Origin of the sequence: Psychrobacter sp. W2-37-MNA-CIBAN-0211, from assembly GCF_040309405.1 — a bacterium.
Lineage (GTDB): Bacteria > Pseudomonadota > Gammaproteobacteria > Pseudomonadales > Moraxellaceae > Psychrobacter > Psychrobacter glaciei.
This window is the reverse complement of sequence record NZ_JBEOOU010000001.1, coordinates 206,185-231,028: the sequence shown is the minus strand read 5'-3', so window position 1 is coordinate 231,028 and position 24,844 is coordinate 206,185. Positions and strand designations below refer to the sequence as shown.

13 protein-coding genes and 1 tRNA gene are annotated in these 24,844 nt (G+C 44.4%); 4 read left to right on the top strand and 10 right to left on the bottom strand.

From position 1 onward, the window contains the following. Nucleotides 1–64: 64 nt before the first annotated feature. Nucleotides 65–4,570 carry an exodeoxyribonuclease V subunit gamma gene (locus AAEY72_RS01030; RefSeq protein WP_352309117.1) on the bottom strand — a complete coding sequence of 1,502 codons (4,506 nt, stop codon included), beginning with the start codon at nucleotides 4,568–4,570 and terminating at the stop codon, nucleotides 65–67. Between the two features lie 440 nt (nucleotides 4,571–5,010). On the opposite strand from AAEY72_RS01030, the gene AAEY72_RS01025 reads away from it, so the two are divergent. From AAEY72_RS01025 to AAEY72_RS01010, 4 genes are all read left to right on the top strand, one after another. Then, entirely contained in the window at nucleotides 5,011–5,559 is a 549-nt protein-coding gene (locus AAEY72_RS01025) for a hypothetical protein (protein ID WP_352309116.1), read from the top strand. A 79-nt stretch (nucleotides 5,560–5,638) separates the two neighbouring features. Next, the gene (locus AAEY72_RS01020; protein WP_352309115.1) at nucleotides 5,639–6,457 is read left to right on the top strand and encodes a hypothetical protein; all 819 of its coding nucleotides are present in this window, start codon (nucleotides 5,639–5,641) and stop codon (nucleotides 6,455–6,457) included. An 84-nt stretch (nucleotides 6,458–6,541) separates the two neighbouring features. Then, nucleotides 6,542–6,617: transfer RNA gene (locus AAEY72_RS01015), tRNA-Arg, on the top strand. A gap of 185 nt (nucleotides 6,618–6,802) precedes the next feature. Continuing rightward, complete coding sequence (locus tag AAEY72_RS01010) at nucleotides 6,803–8,008, top strand: tyrosine-type recombinase/integrase (protein WP_352309114.1); 1,206 nt, start codon at nucleotides 6,803–6,805, stop codon at nucleotides 8,006–8,008. Between the two features lie 83 nt (nucleotides 8,009–8,091). Here the strand turns inward: AAEY72_RS01010 and AAEY72_RS01005 are convergent, their stop codons facing one another. The 9 genes from AAEY72_RS01005 to AAEY72_RS00965 all read right to left on the bottom strand — a co-directional run bounded on the left by AAEY72_RS01005 (nucleotide 8,092) and on the right by AAEY72_RS00965 (nucleotide 24,841). Next, a complete protein-coding gene (locus AAEY72_RS01005) occupies nucleotides 8,092–11,364 on the bottom strand; it encodes a type ISP restriction/modification enzyme (protein ID WP_352309113.1) in 3,273 nt (1,090 codons plus the stop codon). 237 nt (nucleotides 11,365–11,601) lie between these two features. Further along, nucleotides 11,602–12,027 carry a hypothetical protein gene (locus AAEY72_RS01000; protein WP_352309112.1) on the bottom strand — a complete coding sequence of 142 codons (426 nt, stop codon included), beginning with the start codon at nucleotides 12,025–12,027 and terminating at the stop codon, nucleotides 11,602–11,604. A gap of 11 nt (nucleotides 12,028–12,038) precedes the next feature. Beyond that, the gene (locus AAEY72_RS00995) at nucleotides 12,039–19,064 is read right to left on the bottom strand and encodes an SNF2-related protein (RefSeq protein ID WP_352309111.1); all 7,026 of its coding nucleotides are present in this window, start codon (nucleotides 19,062–19,064) and stop codon (nucleotides 12,039–12,041) included. A 163-nt stretch (nucleotides 19,065–19,227) separates the two neighbouring features. Next, nucleotides 19,228–21,705 (bottom strand): LPD1 domain-containing protein, encoded by a 2,478-nt coding sequence (locus AAEY72_RS00990; protein ID WP_352309110.1) that lies wholly within the window; start codon nucleotides 21,703–21,705, stop codon nucleotides 19,228–19,230. A gap of 147 nt (nucleotides 21,706–21,852) precedes the next feature. Beyond that, complete coding sequence (locus AAEY72_RS00985) at nucleotides 21,853–22,278, bottom strand: crAss001_48 related protein (RefSeq protein WP_352309109.1); 426 nt, start codon at nucleotides 22,276–22,278, stop codon at nucleotides 21,853–21,855. A gap of 29 nt (nucleotides 22,279–22,307) precedes the next feature. Further along, on the bottom strand, nucleotides 22,308–22,994 hold the full coding sequence (locus AAEY72_RS00980) for a lysozyme (protein ID WP_352309108.1): 687 nt from the start codon (nucleotides 22,992–22,994) through the stop codon (nucleotides 22,308–22,310). Further along, nucleotides 22,991–23,392 (bottom strand): hypothetical protein, encoded by a 402-nt coding sequence (locus tag AAEY72_RS00975; RefSeq protein ID WP_352309107.1) that lies wholly within the window; start codon nucleotides 23,390–23,392, stop codon nucleotides 22,991–22,993. Before AAEY72_RS00975 ends, AAEY72_RS00980 begins: the two co-directional genes overlap by 4 nt. Further along, nucleotides 23,392–23,892 carry a hypothetical protein gene (locus AAEY72_RS00970; RefSeq protein ID WP_352309106.1) on the bottom strand — a complete coding sequence of 167 codons (501 nt, stop codon included), beginning with the start codon at nucleotides 23,890–23,892 and terminating at the stop codon, nucleotides 23,392–23,394. The genes AAEY72_RS00975 and AAEY72_RS00970 overlap by 1 nt, the downstream gene beginning before the upstream one ends. Before the next feature lie 208 nt (nucleotides 23,893–24,100). Then, nucleotides 24,101–24,841 carry a hypothetical protein gene (locus AAEY72_RS00965; protein WP_352309105.1) on the bottom strand — a complete coding sequence of 247 codons (741 nt, stop codon included), beginning with the start codon at nucleotides 24,839–24,841 and terminating at the stop codon, nucleotides 24,101–24,103. Nucleotides 24,842–24,844: the final 3 nt, after the last annotated feature.

Here is a 24,844-nt window from a genome sequence, read left to right as displayed (position 1 = left end):
TTTTAATTATTATTTATTAAAACAAGATAGCAAAAATTAATTAGGGGCTGCTTTAGATAATGAGCTAACCATCTAAGTTAGTTAACGCATTAAACATCGGCTCATACAGTGGCTGCGCTAATGTAGTCAGAGCTGCTGACAAAGCCTTAAACGCATCTTGGTCACGCAGTACATATTGCCAAATTGCATGCTGCGAACAAGTATCATATACCGTATCTGAATTGTAGTTAGGTCTTAACCAGTCCGAGAAGTCGGCACGTTTTGGCCAGTAGCTATTATCGTCACCTTTTTCAGGCTTTAGATACTTATCAAGGTAATTAAGTGCATATTCTGGCAGTAATGTAATAGGCACTTGACCCGTTAACTTGCCAAAAAACGCCCATTTTATCAGCTCAATCACAGCGTCTTCATACACAATTGGGCTTAGTTTAAATGCGATTACATCTTTATAGTTACCAACTTGTGAGCTGGCCTTATTGAAGCGCCAAATACTTACGCCATCATTTAATGCCACTTGCTCGGCAGTGGTACGTCTGGCCACTTGCCAATACAAATGTGATAACCAAAACTTGAGCAAATGCCTAGGGCTAGCAGAATTGGGCAGTATATTTAACCATTGCTTAGGCGATTGCTGAGCATAAGGCACGCCTGCCTGAATAACTGATATGGGTGCTGATATTGGTACTGAGCCCTTTATCTTAATGACTTTCGGCAACAGCTTAAACAGTGTTTCTATACCCTCTATATTCGTCTGATTACTTGACTCGTTGTCAGTACTACTCAGTATATTTTTTAGTTCTATCTGAACAGGATGTTCGGCGGTTGGCGTCAATAGCTGTAATACTGTAGCGACATCTGCTCCACTCTCGTTGAGAATACTGCTCTCATCAAAGCCATTAGCCATTAATTGCTCTTTGAACTCCAAGCATTGTTGTTGCAGTTTTTTTTGTTGATTGGGTAATGTAGTTTGGCGAGCGACACCAGCGGGCATAATTTTTTGATACATCAGGATTGGAGTGGTACTTTCAGCCGCTGCATCACTATCATTCTTCTTAGCCTCATCAGTAACCAACTGTTTAATCAAATGATCTTTGATTTGATAGGTAGTTAAACTGTCTAAGAATAGCGGCTCTTGCTGCGACAATGCTTCTTCACCTTGTACCACATGTACCTTTTGAGACCGTAAAAATGCTTTGGCAGGATGGCGTACTTGGTAAGCCAACACCCCTTCAATATCAATCTCTCCGATATTAAATATGCTATCAGATAAATTTTGGATGAGCGCCTCGGTCATGCTACTGACATCGCTGGCAGTAACAGCTGTATCTAGCGCCAACAATTCAGCCAATGCAGACAAGGTTTGATTGTCTACTTGACCTAGCTGACCCAAGCCTTGGCCAAGCACCTGAGCGATTGACTGATACTGTGACTTTGTGGGTAGGCCGACCAACTCTTTATGCTCACTAGATACTCGCCCTTTTAATGTGTCAAACACCGCTTGCCAAAGCGGCGCAGGCGGAAACTGTTTTTTCTGAGCCAGTTTGGTTTTGCGCATGGCTGTATTTAATAGAGTATCCAACTCATCAATCATATCGACAGGGCTGGAATCCTGAGCATTGATAGTAATGTTGGCATTAACGTTGGCATTAGCATTGCCATCAATATCAGGAGACGCTTGCTCAAAAATATCATTGCCTTCGATTGCCGTTTCAAACAGACTCTCATGAAAAGGCAGTGCAGAATGCTCAGTCACTAACCACTGCTTAATCAATTTAGGCAAATAGCGCTTAAGACTCTCGGTAGTGGGATCAATATTCTCAGGCAACGTTTCAAGCGAGTTCACCTGCCATTGCACCTCGCCTTGTAGGAATTGCAATAGCTCACTCACTGGATTGGCTGGCAGATGCTCATGAGTGTCCGTCAAGCTTTGACCATTGTAGAACATCCAGCATGCACTGCGCGCGCACAATAGCGCATCTAAAAATGCGCCATTGTCATCATCTTCACTAACTCTGTCACCGCGGCGTGCATTGGTCGCTTTCATCAAATCATAGCGGTTGTCACGATCACGCCCAGGAAACTCAGAGAGATCCATATTGAGCATAACCACCAGCTCAAACGGCACATTTCTTAATGCACCAAACCGACCAAAGGTAATCACCCCCGTCGGCTCTGCACTGACCTGCTGACTCTCTAGCTCCGCTTCGATACTGTCTAACATAAAGCTCAACTTGAGCGGCAATTGCTCCACACCTGCCAGCCTCTGTTCCACTTCTCTGTTGTCGATATCACCACTAGCGTACTGTCTATAGTGACGATTGGCTCGTAGACTTGATTTAAAACCATTCATCGCGTTGTAAATGGCGCGCATGGTACGCGTTTGATCCACATCACCAAAGTAACGATGGATAACTTGTGTCTCAATCTGATCGAGCCAGTCTTCCGCTTTCATTTTTTGTGTATGGTCATCACGACGTGCGACCAAGCCGGTATAAATGCGGCAAAGCGCTTCAACAATCAGCGCATCATTTAGACTCACTTGTGGTAGCGGCAAGGTCATTTCTGGCAATGCAGTGCTTGGCCATTCATCCTCATCTAAAGGATACAAGCAGTCGCTCAACTCAGCCTCTGGCATGACCAAACCTAAGGTCAATCTGTCTAACGCTTGCGCAAAGCTAAAGCGATAGTCATAGTCATTACTGTCCAAAGTTTGCTTAAGATGCAGCTCATCAAAACCACGGATAAATCCTGCCTCTACCAACAAGTCACAACCACGACTCATCTGCTCATGAGTCAGCCCAAAGCTTTCAAATAAAGGAGGCAACATGAGCCAGTCTAAGACTTCAGCCGCTTCAAAGCGGGCACTATGACTACCTAATAGTTTATAAAAACCGATAATGGCTTCCCATAACTGACGAATATCTGCATCAACAACACCAGTCACTTTAGCAGGCAAAGTCAAACCGTCTTGACCTTTACCATTGACGAAGATAGAGCCAATCAATGCATGATGACGTTCAACATCGGGTAGTAGCACAACAATGTCAGAGATATGGCGTTTCTTTTCGCCTAGTTTGATAGGTTCGTTCAACCAACGGCCAATCATGATACGCAACACTTCAAGCTGGCGCTGCAAACTATGACACGAATGAATGCTTAGGCTATTATCTTGCGAAGAGATTGCCCAAAAACGGTCTATCTCAAAGCGCTTATTCTCTAATACTTCATCGTCATACCAAGCCGTTGCTGGCTTAGCTTCATCAAAGCTTGGCTCTATTTGCTTACTTACCGCTTGCGAGACTGTAGCGGCCGTTGCTTGCTGGGTCGATTGCTCATCAAGCATCAGCACATCGTTTTGCAAACGCTTTAACAAGCTTGGACTATTCTGAGCGCTACTAGCATTATCAATATACTCAGTAGCAACCCCATGATTAAAACCAATGCTCAGCGTATCATCAAAATTATCTTGCCATTCAACCAATGCATCGTCGTACTGCTCATTACCTGATAAATTGGCAAGCATCGCAAACGCATCGCGCGATTGCTTGCCCAAACGCGATAGCAAACTATGACCGTAATCACGCAAAAAGACACTCTCAGGATTAATGATCTGCTGACGCTGTAACCATGATTTATCGACGATATCCGCCCAAAACAGCTTTGATGGATTGTAATGCAATAGCGTGATATTCATGTATTGCGACAGGCGCTGTAGGAAGTCTAGCTCGGTCTGTGGCAGTTGCTGGATAGTAAAGATACGCAGTATAGTTGGCAACTGGTCACGCTCATTCGCCTTGTTATTCTTTAAGGCCGACCAGAAAGCGCGCTCCAGTGCCACACGATGTAGATGAACATCAGCAAATAAATGCGCCCATAAAAAACGCTGGCCAACCTCTAACTCAACATAATGCTCGACCAACCACTCAGGCGTGCCGCGCGCATATTTATCAAAGCGCAGTGACAGTGCATCTTTATCTGCTATCAACTCATCTACATTCAGCGGCTCGTTGTGCGACCATAGCGCCAACCAATCCTCACGATGGGTTAAGTAGCGGTTAAACACTCTTGCCAAATCGCTTGCCAGCTGCCAAATACGGGCATCTTGTTGCGCCTTATCCTGTCGCACATTGTCCTGCTGAGCATCTGCCTGCGGTTCATCAATCAAAGACGCTAGCAACGGATGAACCGGATGCTTTTCATCTGCAACAATCGCCTCTTGGTAGTAAGTTAAATATCCAAACAATCGCCATTGCATTACCGTTGGTGACAATACCGCCACTTCGGGTACATTTAGAGTTGTCGCTTCAGGGTTTTGCACCAGTAAGTACGCATTATGGCGAGTCAATACATCTTGCATCAGCGTCCATTGATACTGTCCCCAGAACTTAGTACGCACCAAGGTACTAATGCCAGCGCGACTGGCAATAGTCTTATCCAACCAATCACCCAATACCATTGACGGTACAATGACAATAAAAGGCTCAAAAACAGGCTGATCCTTGGACTGATATTGTACAAGCAATTGATCTACAAGGTTTTCGGTACGGTGCGACTGAATAATAGTGAACATAGACAATAATCTGATTGGAATAAGGGTGAGATACTAGGATTGATAAAAAAGGCTTAACTTATAGATGGGATGTCTGTATCCAATTTCAAAAACGCTATAAAACGTCCAGACAAAACAAAAATCAATACTCATCAATCCATGTTTGATGGTCGTTACTATTATGCATTTCTGCTAGCATGAGGGCCATAAACAAAAACAACCATAGTAGCAAATTCTACATATCTATTGATGACGTTGACATGCCGAATTCGCTATCAGTGTGCCATTGATGGTTATCGTTTACTAGTGTAGATGCCGACATTATAATAAGCTTGCGACATTTAGTGTCGTTTTATACTATCATTCATATTTATTATGAAATAATTTCATTGCGGTTTTTAAATTGACCTTTACAACCTGTATATAAATAACACTTTCTATTGACGAGATTACTTAATATTATGCCATTGCGTCCCATTGATGCCATTTTTGTCCATCCAAAACAACGCTTATACGTCGTGTATTATCGCGGTGAGTTGTGGCAATTGCCACGTATGAAAATCGATGACAGATCATGGCAGAACAGACGACCCTATAAGGACGATAGTAGCTCACTTTACCTGAGTATTCATCAAGCTATCAGCGATCCTCTACTTGCGCAGAAATTGAGAACGCTAGATCTACCTGTGGCGGTACGTGGTAGCACGTTGCCACGTTTTGAAGCATGGTGGGAGGCACATGGGTTTAAATGGTTAAAAGACAGACTGTTAACAGGTGAATCACCATTAGCAGCGCATACTGAGACAGGCGCTATCAACGATGGCGAAAATGACTCTACTGCACCGCTAAACAGCAAATCACCCTCAGGCGACAACAAGAGCGCTGGACAGCAGAGCCGTGTGCAAAATAGCGATACTAAAAAAGCACGCAAACAAGATGATAACTTGCAAGCAAAGGATGTGTTTGCTGATATGCTGGCAGACTTGGTAGAAGAAGTCTTGTATAAATAGCTTTATATTTAGCAGAAAATCACTCACTATATGCCATTTGAAGATTTAATTAAATCCACTAAAACAAGAACAATAATATATGAAAGACTACAAGCTGCTATTGGCTGGCCTGCTTTTGCTGCTGCTGATTATACTTATCGCTGTCTTTACTTGGCTGTGGAGTAGCAATCGTAAAAACATAGACCCACTGCCCATTATGGCAAGCGAGAATGAGCCAATGACTGAGACAACTGAAGACGATGCTAAAACTACCACCGATAGCACTTTGTATTTGCAAGTAGAGGACAGTTTGCAAACCCCACTAGACCATGTTATCGCTCGCTTTAAAACCCGCTATCCGCATGTGCAGGTGTTGGCAAGCTATGTAGCTTCGAGCGCGCTTTTGACTTTGCCAGAGGGCGATACTAATGGCACGTCTGTTATCAACAATACCGATATAATTATTGCTGATGATGGCTTGTCAGCCAAGCGACTGTCACCCTTACAAACCCAGATCGACGTCGAGCAAGGCAAGCACAACCAGCGCAAAGCTAAGACTGGTAGTACCGCTCAAGATAACTCTGATAGCGTGAAAGCAAATAAAATTGCGAATGAAACAGATGTTGCTAAAACCGTAACGGATAATACTGAAGCACGTCGCCTGAATTCTTTTAGCTATGCGTTAAAAGACACACGAAAAGTTGATGGTGTCATTTTAACAAACAACCCTGCTGCCATCAGCTTTCGCAACTTTTTGCTTTCAAGTACTGGACAAGATATATTGAGAAAATACGATTATTATAATATTGATGGCTATAACAACACTGTGAACGACTTGTTTAAACCCACGTCAAACCCCCAAGCGTCAGCTAATGGTAGTGCTGTAGAAGTGGCTGATGCGCTGACTAATGGTAAATAGTCGCCTATAATCTAAAATTATTGACTATAATAGTTTTCATTGATTGCTTTTATGTCTTCTTTTTTCTACAATACACTCCATAATGCGCCTATAGCTCAACAGGATAGAGCAGTTGCCTCCTAAGCGATCGATCCGAGTTCGAGTCTTGGTGGGCGCACCAGTTAATATATTAATAGTCCTGAATAAACCTTAATAAACCCTTGCAAGCCTTACGCTGCAAGGGTTTTTTTTATGGATAGTCATTAATAGCCCTTAATAGTCCTTAATAATAACGGTATCTATCCCGTTATTATGGCGGTATTATTGACGGTATCGAACAATACCGTCAAATAGGATACCGTCAAAATGGCCATAATCATTAACCCCCTTACGGATGCACAAGTTAAGCAGGCCAAGCCAACGGACAAGGCATATAAGCTTTCGGATGGCGGAGGGCTTTATCTTCACGTTAGCAAAACGGGAAATCGGTCATGGAGAATTGACTATAGGCGACCAGTGACTAGAACACGGGCAACTATCACACTAGGTCAATACCCTACTATGACATTGGCACAAGCAAGGGCGCATCGGCTCAGCTTAAAAGAAAATCTAGCAGATGGTATTGATCCCTTCGAGAAACGCAAAGAAGATGAGCGCGAAAAGGTACTGCTATCTCACAATACCTTTAGGGCAATCGCAGATGAGTACATGAGCCGCAAGTCCCATGTATCAGACTCTACCATCAGAAACAATCACAAACAGCTTAGACGCCTGAATAAGTTTATTGGTGATAAACCCATCACAGCTATTAAGCCAACGGACGTATTAGAAGTTTGCCGTGCGGCTGAGGCGCAAGGCTATTTAGAGACCGCCGTAAAAGTGCGGACAATGGCAGGACAAGTATTTAGATATGCGGTGCAGACTGGTCGGTGTGAGCGCGATGTAACGCAAGATTTAATTGGTGCAATAAAAACACCGGTCACGACACATTACCCAGCGATAACTGACCCAAAAGAGTTCGGTATCATGCTAAGTGACATGGAAGATTATCAAGGAAGTTTTGAGGTTAGAACGGCGCTTAAGCTATTGCCTTTGCTGTTTGTTCGGTCGGGTGAGCTACGTTATGGCCTTTGGAATGAGCTAGATTTATCCGCTGCTACTTGGTCGTTCACGCCCCGCAAAACAAAGCGTTCAACCGAATTGAAACTAATTGTACCACTGCCTACGCAAGCTGTCGAGCTATTCCGTGAGCTTGCGGATCATGCCCGTTCTGACTATATGTTTCCCGCTATTCATACAACGGTGCAGCCTATGAGCGAGAACACAATGAACCAAGCGCTTAAACGTTTAGGGTATGAGGGAACGAAACAAACGGTACACGGCTTTCGAGCATCGGCGCGTACCATGTTGGTTGAGCAACTAAAATACCCTGAGCAATTAGTAGAAATGCAATTAGGCCATCGGGTGCGCGATATGCACGGGCGGGCATATAACCGTGTGACCTTACTAGATGAGCGACGTGAAATGATGCAGGGATGGGCTGACTATCTTGATAAGCTAAAGCGCGGTTGATATAACCTATTTGAAATTTTGGTAAACATCCTCATACGAAAAGGACGGCTTTTAGCCGTCCTTTCTTACTTGATGCATCCTATTTAATTGATTACATCTATCAAATCAATCTGCTGCATGATCTCATTAGTCAAACTGAGAGCTGCAATGATATTCATGTAGTGCTTGATATCATTATGGTCTAACGTGCGATCACGGCGGTCTTTTAGCCATTTTTGTGCTGGCTGGTAACCACCGATATAAAACTCCCACGCGATGAGCGGTACATTGGTAAAGTATTGAGTGTCATTAATCCAGACTTTGCCAATGCTACTATTTGTCTCATCAGACTCAAAACCAATGCTAGTCTTGGTCATTTTACGCGTAACCGCATTATCTCCTGCCACGGGATAACCCATACTTAATACTTTAATCTGTGCGGTAATTTTCGGTGACTCTAATAAGTGAATTTGGCGTAATTCTCCACCGAGCGCGACCAACTGCCAAAAAGTATCGGCATCGCTGGGGTATGGAACGCGTGGGAAGTCAATTTTAAGGAACTCTTTATAAGTCTCACGGTATGTCGGGCTGTGCAAGACGGCATAGATATAGTCGAGAATATCTATCGGTGCAAACGTGCCAGCCTCATCAGATTTTTCATTGGTAAAAGTTAATCCAACTGCTTTAGCAATATCTGCCACAATTTCAGGATCAAGGTTAGGTGTCCGAGCGATCTTGTCTTGCCCATCTGAGTCTAACAGTTTGTTCTGGCTATAATCTTCGGGGTCTGTATATAGATAAAGAGGGAATATATAATTATTATCTAAAGATGAAGTTACACTTTTATCTACAATAGTATCTGAGATAAGGTAGCAAGAGGCGTCATTCCTTCGACTTCTAGTAGAAGTCAATGAAAGATTATTATCAAAGAGGTTTTTCATAACTTCAAAACGTGGTCGCCCCATTATGCCACTTGAGTTGCCTGTATAAACAGTATATCTTTTATCGAAAGGACGATAGGAAATACTCCTTACAATATTATCTCCTTCAAAACTTAAAACATCCTGTTTAGCATCTTCATAACACCAACCTTTTGAATTTTTACGTTTGTACTTAGATAGTAATGCGTCAGCACTTAACTCTTTAAAATCGTGAACTACATTACTCATTTCTTCGAAGGTATATGCAACCGTGATGTCATCGCACTTAGTCTCAATTCCTGTACCGAAAGTCTTAAATAAGTCACTAAGACTTATCTCGTTCATATATTTATCATTATTTAAACTCTTGTCACTGAAGAAACAGTATTCATCATCAACCTCTAGTAGCGTCCAATCTATAGAGTTTATAGAATTTTCCTCTAGATAATTATATTTTTCTTCTCTCAAACCATATATGTCTGTTACATATACTTTGCAATCGGCTTTTTTCGCATTCTTAATGAATATATTGATAGAAACCCCTTGGCGGATATCAAATACATTTTCGTCTTTACCACCATTAGGTGTAGTTTCTTTTCGATTACTGTTGCCATGTAAATCGATGATATGAATTTTATCAAAAGTTTCCGTTAAGCTCTTACGCATTTGCCGATGTGTAATACCATCGACAAAACTATTATTAGTAATGAAAGCTAAGATACCCTCGCCGTTCTTCTCTATATAATGCTGACCGTAGCGGATGAACTTGATGTAATCGTCATCTAAATTAATTTTACGTTCATTCAGATCTTTTTTATAATCCACTATTAAATCTTGAATCCACTCACCTTTGTTGGTACTACTCACTGCATACGGCGGATTACCAATCACTACCATTACTGGTGCATCGCGCTTGATAGCATTAGCCTCATTTGCCTCAGCCGATAGCCAACCAGCAAAAAGCGTGCCCGTATCAGCATTATGCTCTTCTAATGAGTTTGTGAGATAAACCTGTAATCTCTTAGGCTTAATAGGTTCATACCCTGTATCAGCAAGCAACATATCTAATTTTAGATGCGCCATTGCATAACTTGCCATCAATAGCTCAAAACCATGTAAGCGTGGCAATAAGTCTTGCTCAACATAGCTACTCCACATACCGCCCATATTCTCAAACTGGCTGTGAAAAATATGCTGGATAATGGCTGCTAAAAATGTACCTGTGCCCGTAGCAGGATCGAGTATTTGTACTTTATGAACTAGCTCTTTTACGGTCTTATAGCCTGACTTGGTACGACTATCTAATGTTTGCGTTTGTTTTTCTATCTCAATCTTGCTGGTATCAGCGATACCCTCTGCTAAATCGAACTCAGACTTTAAGATATCATCCACGGCACGGACAATAAACTTAACGACTGGCTCAGGCGTGTACCATACGCCTCTTTGCTTGCGAAGTTTTGGGTTATATTCCGCTAGAAAAGTCTCGTAGAAGTGAATGATCGGATCTTGTGTTTGTGTCGTTTTACCGAAGTTTTGAAGGATAGCCGCTACGTCGGTGGCTCTAAAAACTTCCGCTAAGTTATCTACCGTGTTTTTTATACGTTCGTCAATATCAACACCAGCTACGTGAGAGAAAAGTTTTCTTAAGAATGGATTAGTTTTAGGGATAAGCTCAGCGGCCTCTTGACGACTAAAGGTGTCTAGCGTGTCGTCATGCAGACGTGCCGCAAACATCCCGTAAGCTAATGTTTGTGCATAAATATCAGCAAAGTCTACTGGGGTTAAGTCATGGATAAGTACAGCCTTAAAGGTCTCAAACTGTTCACGTAGGTCTGAATTTTCATCTGACCTCTCATCACTGGTCAAGGCATGGTAAAGAGTATTCTCTAGTAGTCTCGCTTTACCAGCCATCATCACTGCAAGGCGCTGGGCAGACTTGATAGTTTGCCCTTCGTAGCCACAGAAGTTTTCTAGTGCCTCAATAAAGGTTTCATAGTTTTCTTCACAGCATTCATTGCCTACTAAAGAAGTCTCATAATTTGTATCGTTATCTGAGATATAAGCCAAACGAACGGTTTTTTTAAGCTCACCATATTCATAAAATTCAAATACCGTATAATCGGTGATTATCAAATTATCAAGGGCTGCTTTATAGCGATCGAACTGCTCTTTGTACTGTTTAGAGCTAAGGTCTTTACCAACGTCTTTAGCTTCAATAAATCCAATAGGAATATTGTTTTTACTAATCAAGAAGTCAGGGTTACCACAATCTGTTACTTGGCTCGGCTCATTGGTTACAAGCATTTCAGGCGCTAGATTATTTATTAAAACCTCTAGATCTGTACGGAAAGTATGTTCTGAAGTGTTACCCAACTTCACTCTTGATGCTATTTTATTCACATATTCACTAATGTACGCATGATTATTAGTTACGCTAGTGCCGTTATGTTGTGACATAAACCTTCCTTAACTGTTGATTTTTTACTATCAAAATAATCTTACCATCCTCTGAACATAAGGATTATATATTATTTTCGTTACATATAATTAAACAACTGCCCATAAAAAGCCCGCTACTTTGAGCGGGCTTTTTGTTGAGTGAGATTATCATAATACGGAGTGTAAACCATGCCATAACCAGTGACACAAGTTAATTATGACATACCCCGCCCGCGTTAAGAAATGGCATTGCTGCTAATCGACAAACGAGCTATCAGTAATGCTGTTTCGTTCTTCCATGTCCGCGTCATACAAAACATATTCAGGCTTGCGATTGTCCGGCGTCCATCGAACGTTATCAATAGTGACCTTGTTACTCATATCTAAGTAAAAAGTATCAGCGGCAACCAATGTCTCAGCGTCGTTAGAACCACGGTAGACGCTGGCAAGTTCCTCATCTTTCTCATCACCCATGTCATAGTCTAAACGTGCCAGCACGTCCTTAACTGCCCACCAGTAGACGCCATAAACGCGGTAACGTTGTATGTTGCTTTTTAAGCGCTTATAAATGACGCTGGCCGCAAACTCAGTAAAGTCTACGTCAGGCTGATTTTTCGCTAACGACTTCTGAGTGGCTAACGTTTTGGTGGTCAAAAATTCAGGATCAAATAAATAGTTCATTAAGGTCTGCCTTACGTGCTAACGGTTAATTTGGTGGCTAATAGGGGCTGTTCTTCTATCATTTTCTTATATGCGCCATAGCTGATAGACCATGTATTATCATCACGATTGAAAACAAAATTCTCGTCATTTGATACTGGTACGCCGTAGCCGATTGCGTAATTCTGTATGACGACTCGTTCACGGTAAGCTGAATGACCGCCAACCTTAACAACATCGCTATCCTTCAAGCCTTCAAGCATCTTAGCACGTTTTTTCGCCTTGATATTTTGCTCTCCAATGGTACGCATCATTTCTATTAAGTTGTATGAATTGCGGCTGCCATCACCGTTATTAGAATACACTCTAGCGGTGACATACTCTTTGTTTTTATCACTAGGCTTGTCTGTCATGTAAGTATCATCGAATAGATGCTTATCATACAATTCTGATATAAGCACTCTGATGCTATCGCCATCCAGCTTATCGTCATTGGCTTTAGCGACCGACTCAACAATATCAACGAACGAGCCATCAACGGGCTTGGTCAAGGTGTAAATAATAGCGCCACTCGTTAATAATTCCTCATCACCTGCCACCAGTTTGACTTTATGCTGCTTAACCAAGTCACCGACATGCTGGGTAAATAACTGATTGGCTTTCATGCCACTGTACGCGTTCGGCTCAACACGAATGTTTGAGTCATTAACGGTAAACGTCTTTTGCTCAACATCAATATCAATGCCTATTTTTGCATACTCAGCAATCATCTTTTTAGCAAAGGGTGTGCCGGTACTCAAAATACTTAGCGGCAACATGATACCGATAGTGGCATTGCCAAGCCCTGCATTGGTACTTTGCAAACCAGTCGCAATACCCCAAAATGGCTTTGTGTCTGCTTGTCTATATTCAGCCACTTGCGGGCAATAAAAACTATAAACGGCAATCTCTAGTTTGTCTTGTGCGTGGGCGTTATCTTCAAGCCGCGCCGCTTGTTTGACATACTCTAAATAACGACTGTCGGTTTTCAATACGACACGGCTGCCGGTCAAGCTGATACGACGCAAAGGGCTGCTTCTGTCCACATATTTGGTTTCAGGCTCATCATATCGTTTATATTCCTCGATATAGTGACCTTCTAGCTTGTCATCGACGATATACAAGTTTTGTAGGGCGGCACTGGCGGCGTTATCTTTTATGATGAACGCGCCCGCCTCAACATAAATACCATCAACGACCGCTGCCAGTCCTTGACCGATTAAAGAACCGGCATTGTCAGGGATCGTGATTGAGTCAATACCGCTTTCCTCAGCAATATAATTTGCCGCTTTAATAGACTGATTGATCAAGTTAACGCCGGTTGAAAAAATCTCATCATAAGCGGCTTGATACTTGCCCGCCTCATTGATAACCACTTTAACCGTGCCGTAACTGGCGTCCATTTCCTCGCGTTCAAACTTACCCACCCAATAATCCATGTCTGAGGGCTTGTACTCGGTGCTGTCTAAAAAGACGCTATCGTGTATCGCCTCGGCTGACTTAGCGACTTTAGGATTGATACCGGTACTTTCGAGCGTTGTGCCCGCAATGATTGCCCCAATCTTTTTAATCGCCTCATCCTTAACGGCGTTGTATCGTTCCTCATGTTTTAAGCGGGTGGCTTCCTTGGTCTTAGTGTTGGTGGCTTTGGTATATAGCTGCTTACTGTCTCTAATCAGATTGATCAGCTCAATAATGGCTTGGTCAACAATATCTTTAGGCTTTAGCTTAAGGACAATGTCCGATTGCTCTTGGATGGTTTCAAGGTTAATCTTTTGCTTTTTAACGGCTACTTGACGGCGGGCTTCAACGTCTTTGGCGTCTTTGCTGGCTTGATACTCAGCGATGGCTTTGGCATCACCCATCGTGGCAATCAAGGCGTCCTGCTCAGCACGGGATATGCTGCCCGATACCTCAATGGTGTTTTTGCCCTCAGTCGATAATACATTGGTAATCCACTCATCCTTTTTATCAATCATGGTGCGTTTAAATTCATCAAACGTGCCATCCGCATCATAATGATAGATAGATACTTTCTCAGTCTTATTGCCTTGACGTGCCCCGCGACCGTTGCGCTGTTCTAAGCTGTCAGGCGTCCAACCAGTCGTTAGGTGGTGGATGGCTTGCGTACCGCGTTGCAAGTTGATACCGACCTCCGCTTTTTTGTTAGCAATGATCACTTGATACTTGTTATCGCCCTCAGTGGCATTAAAACCATCTTGAATGTCTAGCATTTGGTCAGGCTCGTTGTTCACTTGACCTGTAATAATGGCAATCTTGCCCGCCTTAATACCGCCTTTTTTGACTAGAATACGCTTGATTTTGTTATGCAAAAACAGATGATCACAAAAGATAATTTGCTTAACGGTTTTACTGTTGGTGTTGTCAGGATTGATACCGCGTGGGCTTGATTTCTCACTCTTAAAATTGTCAAGCATGGCGGCAAGTTTGGGCGGTATGGTCACATCAAGGCTCAATTTTTCTTTGGCTGCCATGTCCTCAAAAGACGTTTGTATCTTGTTTTTCAAGGTGTCAACAACAATACGCTGGCGTCCATCATGCAAAACGATTTTGGCTTGACTGGTCACTTTATAGCCTTTCAATACGCTCACGCCGTCTTCTTGCTTGCGGATCTCTTGTACCATATCGTCGTCAGTGTAAGGACTTGGGCGCTTGCGATTGTCGACATATTCTTTTTTGTTGAATTGGTCAATGACCTTTTGAGCCGTTGCCGCTTGTGCTTTGTCAAAGTCGTAGAAGGTCGATAAATCGCTAAACTCACTATCAGCAATCATCACGTCCATCTTACGAATGAGGTTAAACGGATGGGCGACAAGATCGGTGGTTTCCCCATATTTAGCCATGATGCGACTAATAGGACTGTTTGGATTATAAGGGCTGTCCGGATGGCTTGGATTTTTAAGGGCAAAATCAAGGTTGTCTTTCTCCATCGCTTTAGCCACTTGATAGGCTGACTGAAAGTTCTTAAGCTCGGCGTTTGTCTTATCACCTAAATCAACGCTGGTCGATACCTCGTCACGGTCAGGAATGACCACTGATAAACCCACGTCATCGGCATTTTTAATGGTTGAGTTAGACTTGATGACGTTACGCAAAACATAAGCGTTACGAATACCGGTAAAGATATTTTGTGAGCGGCTGCCACCGTCAATCGTTGGGATGGTTTCTTCTTCAATTTGGCACATGACTTTAATGAAGTCATCCGCGCCGCTGATACCACCACACATATTGTTCACGGTGTCACGTCCACTTGCCAGCGATAGCATTGAATATATTTCAAGCGGGCTATTGGTCACGGGTGTGGCTGTGAGTAGCTGTACGCCGTCTTTGTTACCGGTTAGGTTGCGTATGTACCATAATTTCGCTTGTGCGTCCTCACCTCGCCCTGATTGGTCAGGCTGCGACAAATACTTAATGTCATTGTCGGTCTTAGGCGCACCAATAGAGTTTTTAAAGCTGTGTGCCTCATCGATGACGATACTATCGACGCCCATGTCCTCTAAAAAGGGGGCATTACTTTTCATCTTAAGGCGATTGATTAAGTCCGATACCATGCCTTTGGCCTTCTCATCGGCTTTGTGCAAGGTCTCGCCAGCATAAGCGGCGTCATTGTTTTTGATATAACCTGCATAATCCTCGACCGTTTTATCTTTCATGCGAATGCGTTTAAATGCCTCATAGGTCATAAAGATTTTACGATACTTACCACTGACGGCCTCAATCAGATCTTCGTCATATTTATTAGACGATACTTTGAATTTATCGCCATTTTCACGCAAGCCGATAAAGATACAATCATCGGTACTTTCAAGGGCAAATTCAGCTTCTTTGCGCCAATTCGATAGAACACTATTGGGCACGGTAAAGATGGTTTTTTTCTTGGCTCCAATGTTTTGAACGTGCTGGGTGCTGGCTAGTGCTGAAAAGGTTTTGCCCAGTCCAACGCCCATACCGTTAATGCCACCAAAAAAGCGGCCTTGACGACGGACAAACGCATTTTGATAGCCATGTAAATTAAGGCTGGGATTTAAGCCTGCAATGTCAATCGGGGTCTCATCGGCGTTCTGAGTAAAGTATAGGTTTTTATCGTCGTTGGTTTTGGTTTCTAACCGTGCCATCAACTGCGTATTGGATTTAACCCATGCGTCAAACTTGATGTTAGCAATATTAATTTGCTCAGCCAGCCAGTCCAATGCCTCACGCTCACTCATGCGGGTTAAGGTGATATTACCAATGGTGACGGTTCCTTTTGCCATCCAGTCACCGATACGGTTATACAGTTTGTCCTTATCCCCTTTTTGGCTCTCCGACTTGGTGACGTTAATGTCAGGTGTGCCCTTGCCTTGCTCATCGTAGGACACATAAGCGTCTTTATGCACTGACTGAATTAAAAAGCGTACTTTGTCCTCGGCGCTGACCAGTGGTGAGCGCAAGTCAATCTCTAGCTTTTGTAAATTAATGCGGGTCACACTATCGCGGGCAATGGCCTTTTGCTTGTGCAACTTAGCAATAATCTGCTCATCGGTTGCCTGTGCAATGTCTTTGTCAATGTCGGCCAAGCGGTCGGCTAGGCTGCCAATTAAGAAGTCATCGGCGGCAATAATGCTGGTTCCGTCATGTCCAATAAACCAGTCATCGCTGGTCATTGGGTCGGCGTTAGGGTCAACCTGTGCCAACTGCTCACGGCTTAAGCGCAATCCTTTGTTTTCATACTGAATACGGGCAATCACGCTTTGATAGGTGTCGGCTGTGCCATTATCGACAACCTCAGTATCGATAGCGCCGCGCCATGCGTCATTATAAGTCCCGTTGTTGTAGTACAAGGCGACCATCTTATGATCTTGCTTGGGGTCTAGGCTCAGCTTGGTATTTTTACCATCTAAAAAGGCTACCTTCATGTGAGCGGTTAGCTCAGGCTGATTGGTGTAAAAGTCATAGCCATAGTCATGCTTGGCAATCATGGCTTCGATGGCTTCGGCGGCTAACACACAATGCCATGCGGCGGCTTGCTTTGCCGGTGCAACTTTATCGGTACTACGGCTCAACAACCGGCGGGCGGCTGGCGGGATGATATCGGCTTGACTGGTATCGCGGCTATATCTCAAAACGCTTTTCATCTGCTCGATGGTTGTGCCCGCTTTGATCATGTCGATAGCGCTACCCATGCCCACCAAAAGCTCTTGAATTTCGCGGTCGGTGTCGGTAACTTCACTTTCTACTGCCAGCCAGCGCCCCTCAGTAAGTTTTAGCTGTTGTCCCTCTTGAAACAAGGTGTCACCTTCTTGATAACTGACCATTTCGGCCTCGACCGCGCCCAGTGCGTCCCACTTGATACGGCTGTCACCAAACTTGCTCATCATTTTGGCAATTTCGGGTGTCTTTTTGGTGCTAACAACGGTTTCTGCCATTTTGCCCCAGCGGTTTTTTTGCTCGATGGTGTCACCCAGTACAAACTTTTTGCCCGCTGTTTTAAAATAAAGCCCGCTTAGGTAGTCATCCCACAGTACGCCATGCTCAATCAAGGCATCGGTGTCGCCCGCTTGGTACAATTCAGTGATTTGATCGGTGGCCTCACGGCTATGTTTTCGATAAACGACCACATCAGTCACAACGTCTGCACCGGTTTGGTCAAATACCACGGTCGGCAGACGATACGCGCCCATAAATTCAGCCACCAAGCTGGTTTTATTGCGTAGCTTAAGTTTCGCGGCTTCAAGTCCACTCACAACCGACGTTGGGGTGATAAAAATGGCTAGGCCACCGTGCTTAATTTTCTGTAACGAGCGCAAGATAAAGTAGTTTTCAAGCGACTCTTTTTTATAGCAGTCATCGATATTTTTATTCGCACCACGGGTGTTATTGTCACCAAACGGCACGTTAGTAATGACCATATCTAGGCTGTCGTCTTCAATGAGTCCAGCTTGTGCCTCAAACGGTGACACGATGGTTTTACTGCGATCCCCATCATTCAATACTTTGGCAATACCGCCTGAGATACCGTCAAGCTCCACGCTATCAACAACGGCACTGGCGGGGCTGGTACTGGCAAAAATACCAGTACCGGCTGACGGGTCTAGTACCTTGCCGCCACTAAAGCCATATTCAGCGGCTAAGTCCCATAATGAGCTTGCCAGCACAACGGGCGTGTAATACTCATAAGCGGAACCCTTGCGACCGTCATCAGCGGTCATGCCACCGCCTGAACCGGTATAAGCGGCTAAGGTCTCAATTTGCTCAGTGGTGAGGTCATCGCGGGTTAAGCCCTTCTCGTTCACCTCTGTCAGTAATTTAACGGCGGCATTGTTGGCTTTTTGACGACCGGTTGCGGTCTTGGCAACACTGATAGACGACCGATCAAAAATAGCACCGGCGGCTGACTTATCGGTGGCAACGGGCGCTTGCGGGGCTGGCACGTCGGTGGCAACGGGCGCGGGGGTCACAGCTTGCGGCTTTAACGCCTCAAAAGCGCTTCTAAATTCAGCCGGTAACATGAAGACTTTTAGCTGGTCATAGTTGCTGTTAGTGACGTCTTTGGCATTACGCAATAATTTGAAGTAGTCGCTTGCCTGTTCATAATCACTGTCAGGGAATTGCTTATACATTTGCGCCACTAACTTAAACAGTTTTTTGCGCTGCTCGATAATCTCATCGTCAGTGGGCTTAAGCGGGGCATTGCTTGCCGAACGCAATAGCTTGTTTTTCTCTCTTGTGGTGGCGGGATCTGTTGCCTTTTGCGCTTGGCTCATCAGTCTCTTATAAATGACGGTGTTCACGTCTGCGCCTTCAAGCGCTGCCATCATAGCGACACTCCATTCGCTTTGTGTGCCGGTTGGCGCGTCGTCATTGGTGGCAGGTTTGCCCAGTAAGTTTAGGCGCATCAATACCGCCGATAGATTTTGCGCGGTGCTAATCCGTGACTTGGCATCACTGGCGGTTTGTAGCTCGCTCAACGCCTGCTTAAGCTCGTTGAGTTTTTTTAGGGTTGCGGCAATGCTCATAGTAATTATCCAAAGTAGTGGTAAATAACGTTCACTAATTATGACAATGATTATGACCAGTGCTCGGCGGCCTTCCATCAGTGCTCGGCAACAAAAAACCCCATCAATAATGACGGGGTTTTAAGTGGGCGGGCATGCCAGCGTCGTCAAACGCCATCATTTATCACTCGTAATCATCTGCATCGATAAACAGTCGTTCAACACCAAAAATGGCGTCCATCATGGGCTTGTTTTTTGCGGCGTTCTCAAAGACTTTTTCAGATTTGATGACCTCAAACAGTTTCTTAAAAGCAATGTTAATCACTTTGCGCTCGACGCCTTCAGGATAGGCTTGGTGGTTGCCACCGTATAGGTCATTGTCTGCCCCAAAACTGAGGTAATCATTGCGGCGCTCTTTGTCTTTTAGGCTGTCTTCTAAGAAGGCTTGGAACGAACGTGCCGCCATTTCATGGGTGCTTGACCAGTAAGGCTTGCTACGTCCTTCGTCCAGCTTTTTAGAATTGGCGTAAAATTCAGACACCAACTCACCGGTACTCAAAACCACGGACTCATCGGCTTTGTCTTGATGGTAGTAAGCCACGGCAACCTTGCGCCAGTCACGGTGATTTTTACTGCGCTTGGATCGATATTTAGACGCAAAGGTCTCATCAACGGCAATGACTGCTTTATCAGCACTGCCCGCGTCATAAATCTTTTTAGCGGTCGTTAAGCGGCTGGTCTCACTGATATTCAATACCGCCAGCCGAATGTCCTTATCCTTAATTTTAAAGGTCTCAGGCGAACGGGTCACGCCCAGCATCATAGCATCTTGCAAGCTGCTAAACGCGCTACCTAATGGGCTGTCCCCTAAGATAGAGGGGTCAACGGTGAGCATGACATTAGCGCCGGTTGCGCCATCAATGTTTAAAACTTCCCCTAAAATATTATCGATGGCATGGAACCATTCATGACCTAGTGAGCCGCCGCCCTTCATTTTGGTGATATTGATAATGCGCTCGGATGGCTCATAGTGTGCCATCGCTTTACTGCGTCCACGGGCTGCCAGTGACAAGGCAAGGCGACCATCAAACGCTAAAGCATTCATATCGATACCGACCACATCGGACAAGTCCATCATAGCAGCGGCGGCGTTCTCGACATGAAACTTGGCGCTGGCCTTGTCCTTCAATACCCAGTTGCCTAATTGAATTTCACGAAAGCCAAACTGCTCTTTTAAATCTTGCGTTGATTTGACGGTAATCGGATCGCCGCCGATGCGCTCAATTTTATCAGCCACGACCAGCTCAAAAGTGGTCTTCTTTTTGGTGGGTGTGGCACTTTCCCCGTCGTCGTCTGCGGCGGGCTTGACGGTTAAATCCCAGTCGTCATATTCTTTGCGATTGGCTTTATTGGCATGCTTAACAAACGAGGTTGAGGTAAGCTCAATGACCGCCCAAAAGCGTTCGCCCAATGATAGCCACGATAGGCTTGGCGTGACTTTCATCAGCGACTCAATACTAGCCTTAAGCCATTCATTGCGTCCAACGGCTGCCAGTTTTCTATAGCTTTCCTCATCGTCTTTTTCGACAACGTGAGCAATGCCACGGGTGCTACTGCTGAACGTGGTTCCCGCATAATTGTCTTTTAACCACTCATAGCGTGAGTTTTCGATGACATTCATACTGCCTCTGCCGTGATAGACAGTAAACTTGCCATTTTCCCACTTGACCACGGGTGTGCCGAAACTGGGGTTAGGTTCAGGCATATCAAAGCCTTGCTCAGCCGCCACCGCCGCATCCTTATACGCATTTTCATAGTCTTTTGACTTGCTTTCAACATACGACTTTAAATCTTCGATATCTTTGATATTAGCAAGGTAATCCTCGGACGCGCCAGCCGACACGGTAAAGCCACCCATTTCATCGGCAATCGCTCTCAGCTCATCGACTAAAGCCAGCGGGGTGTTAATGTCGATAATGCGGGCTTTTAAGGAATTAATGCCAATGACATACGCACGGCGGGCAAGGCGTTTTTGATCCTCAATAGAATGATCAAGTAAGGCGTCATCAATTCTGACAAAACTACTGTACCGGTTGCCTCTGACAAAGCGTTTTCCCACGTTGCTATTTTTGATAAAGTAGGTGATATCCCAATGCGGGGTTGGCGCAACTGACGCCAGTACCTTTTGAATTAAAAAGGCTGTACCGGCATCCCCGCCGCCATCCTTCATTGACTGATAATCAACATCACCGATGATATTGGCTTTTTTAATCATGTCCTCAGCCAATAAGCTATCGGACTCAATCTCATCCCATTCAATGTCAGTGACCTTAACCGTGAAGCCATCTTTGGCTAGGCTTTTGATACGCTGGCTGGCTTTCTCTTTTTGACTGCCAGCAATATAGCCAGTATCAGCATAGCGATAATTATCATCGTTCGGATTGTCGCTGTATTCATCGTCCTCATTGTCTGCACCCTCTGTTGTCTCAGCACCGGCTAAGGTGGCCTCGTTATCATTTTGGCTATAAAGCCCCATACTTTCTAATGCGTCCATCAGCGCCTTGCCAGCGACCACCCGTTTGATGGGATTGGTCGCGGCTTGTAATTCAGTGAGTGCCTGTTGTAAGGCGGTCAGTTCGGCAATCTTGCTTTTAGTGGTCATAGCGATTATCCAAGGTAGTGGTAATGATCATTCCCATATTATGACAACGATTGCCACCACCACGGCGCGGCGTTCCATTAGCATTAGGCATAAAAAAACCTGACACAATAATTAATCGTATCAGGTTAAAAAAGCGCTTAACGACAATTAAGCTCCTAGCTCAGCAGCTAAACCTTCAATACGCTCATCAAGCGTATTGAAATAAGCGGTCATGTGTTTTCGCTGGTCATGGAGTAAAGTCCATTGCTTATCACTAATAAACTTAGGCTGTGGTTTTGCTAGCAATTCATCAAGCGGTTTTAATCGCTCAATTAATTGCATATTTTCAATAGCCATACGATCTAATGGATGACTCGACGGCAAGTATGATTTTTCAAACACATCTTTAGGCGACCAAGATACATAGCCGTCATAACTATCTGTATTAGATTGCCCACCGTCCATGTATTCAACTAAATAACCCTCATCTAATGGATTTTCATCACTTGGCACTTGCCAACCACGTAAATGATTATATGCTTCTCGCGTCATTGGGGTTGCATTGACTACTTTTGTTCCGGTGTACTGTTTCATAGTTTTTTCCAATTATGGTTGTTTTTTCTTTAAGACAAGAATAAGGCACGTTCTTTAGCGCGGCGGTTAGATAAACCTTGATTAAATTCAAGGCGTCCAGTGACGGGATTTCTTACCTTATTCCACGCCATGAAAGCATCAGCGGCAGCCAATGGGTTGCCCGCTTTAATATGGCTAGTCATGCTGGATCCCTTCAAGCCCGCCGCGCCAATGTTGTAACTGACTGAGACCAGCGCATCAAACATATTTTGTGTGATTTTATTGGCCTTAATCTCTTTTGCAAAAATCAGATTAACAGCGGGTGCAAATTTCTGATTAGTAATGGTGCGTTTAAGCTTGGACGCTTTAACCTTACTGATTGGTTTATCCGTACCACGTACCCGCCGACCGTTCTCATAAAAAGTATTGCCGTAACCGATTGTCCACACATCAGCTTGGTCTTGATAAGGGTGGCTGCGAAAGCCTTCAAACTGTTTGATCACGTTTGAGCCTTTAACCGATACGTGCATAGCCAGTGTTTGCGCTGGCACGTCTGTCCATTCATTCAGCAAGGTTAATGCCTCTTTAACCTCGCTTTGGCTCATTTCTGATAGCAGCTTGTTTGCGCCGTCAACGATGTTTTGTGATAACAATTTGTCGTCTTGCTTGCTGCGTAACCAGTTAAAAAATTCTAGGTCACTCATAAATACGATTTGTTCGGTTAACGTTTTGCTCATGGCAGGTTGTCCCTTTTGTGTTGATTGACTAATTGAATTTGTAGTAGCTCGACCTGAGCGTTTAGGCGGCAATTTTCGGCGCTAAGCTCCATATTGCTAACGCTTAATAATCGGTTGGTACGGGTGTAAAATCTTAATTCATACATAATGAGGGATGACGCTACCAATAGCATGAGCCTTGAAATCATGGTTTGATACGAGGCTTGAAAGACCACGCTGCCCCAGTCAGCCCATATCAGCATGAGCCACATAAGGGCGGCGATTGATACCGCGCTGGATATGGCCTTTCGGTGTGTTGAGGTTTTATGGCTGAACAGCACGTAGCTACACGCCAGCAAGCCAATGAACGGACTAAGCGCATTGATAAACTGCCAGTCCAATAAGTTGATGACTATCATTAGTTACTCCCGCCAAAGAACAAGGCTAGAAACGACTTGGCGCGGCTAAGTAAAACGGATTTAACGGCTTTCGTAAGCTCATCACTGCGAGCTAGATCACCAATATTTCTAACGAGTATGGTTCCTAAAAATGACATGGCTAAACCGGTTAGCAGCATGACGGACATTTCGGGTTCGCCGCCGGTAATGCTAGGCAAGATGATAAAAGCGCCCACCAGTCCGGTCACTATCCCAACCGTCATATTGCTGATTTTTTGAGACGCGGTTAAGCCGGTGTCTTTCATCCTATCGACGAACAACGAACCAAAAGAACCGATGACCGATAAAACGAATGTCAAAAAGAAAAAGAACCAAAGCGGTAGGTCGAGGTACAAAAATGGCAAGGTGTGACTGAGTTGTTCATTTAAACCGGCGGCGCTCGTAGTCACTGCAATAAGGTTTGCACCGCCACCCACAATGTTTGCTGTGGTTATCTTTGCCGCTACAATGTGGTTGTTCATCGGTGCGTCCTCTTATCACTTGGCATGACTGGCTTTGGCTATGAAGTTTAAATTTTCAATAACACTAATTTTATATATACGGTCACTTTCTAATCGCTTAGAAGCATGATCGAAACTGGGTGACACTTGATACATTTTCAAAAATGATAGACCTATTTTAAGGGCATCCGGCAGGCTCATTCTTCCATGTTCCATCATGATAAAAGCATCATCCAGCAAGGCATTCTGCAAGTCGCTCGGCTGTCCCGCGTAAACCACTAAGGGCGAGAAATCGTGCTGGCTCATCAATGCCATCACCTCCTTGCTTGATAATCGTTAAACCGTTGTTTTCACAGCCTAATACCACAAAATGTTGTAGGTGACTGACGCCTAGATTGTAGGTGAGAATAATCTCATTAAAATTATCAACGCTCAGTTTGTTGAGAGTGGCAACGCGGGCTTGAATAGTGGCGTTAAGCTCGGCCTCTGTCATGTCAGCGCGTAAATCATCCCAGTTCAACGCCTCATCATAGCCACCAACAATAGAATTTAGATCGCCGCTAAGCTGGCAAGCGACCTGTCCCGCCAGCCAGTCATAGACGTTCTGACAAATGCCTTCAAGTACGCACACATGAGCGCCAAGCAAGTGATTGATAGAAACATCGCCCACTTGATGTTCCGCTGGCACGTCATGCTGGATGGTTTCAGTGACGTACTCATCAATATCACTCACGGCGCTATAGCGGTTTTGTGCCACGGCTTGATGACTGATTAAAATGTAGTAGCGCTCTTGTGCGGTCAACCTGCCAGCCAATAGCGGGTCATTGGATATGTGCGTAATGAAGGCGCTTAAGCGGCGCTCATTCATGGCGGTGGGTATTTGTGCGATATCGATGGCTTGTCCGATTTCTAAATCCGGCAAGCTGATATGCTTTTTCTGTAACAGCTCAATACTTAATGCGGTATTCATGGG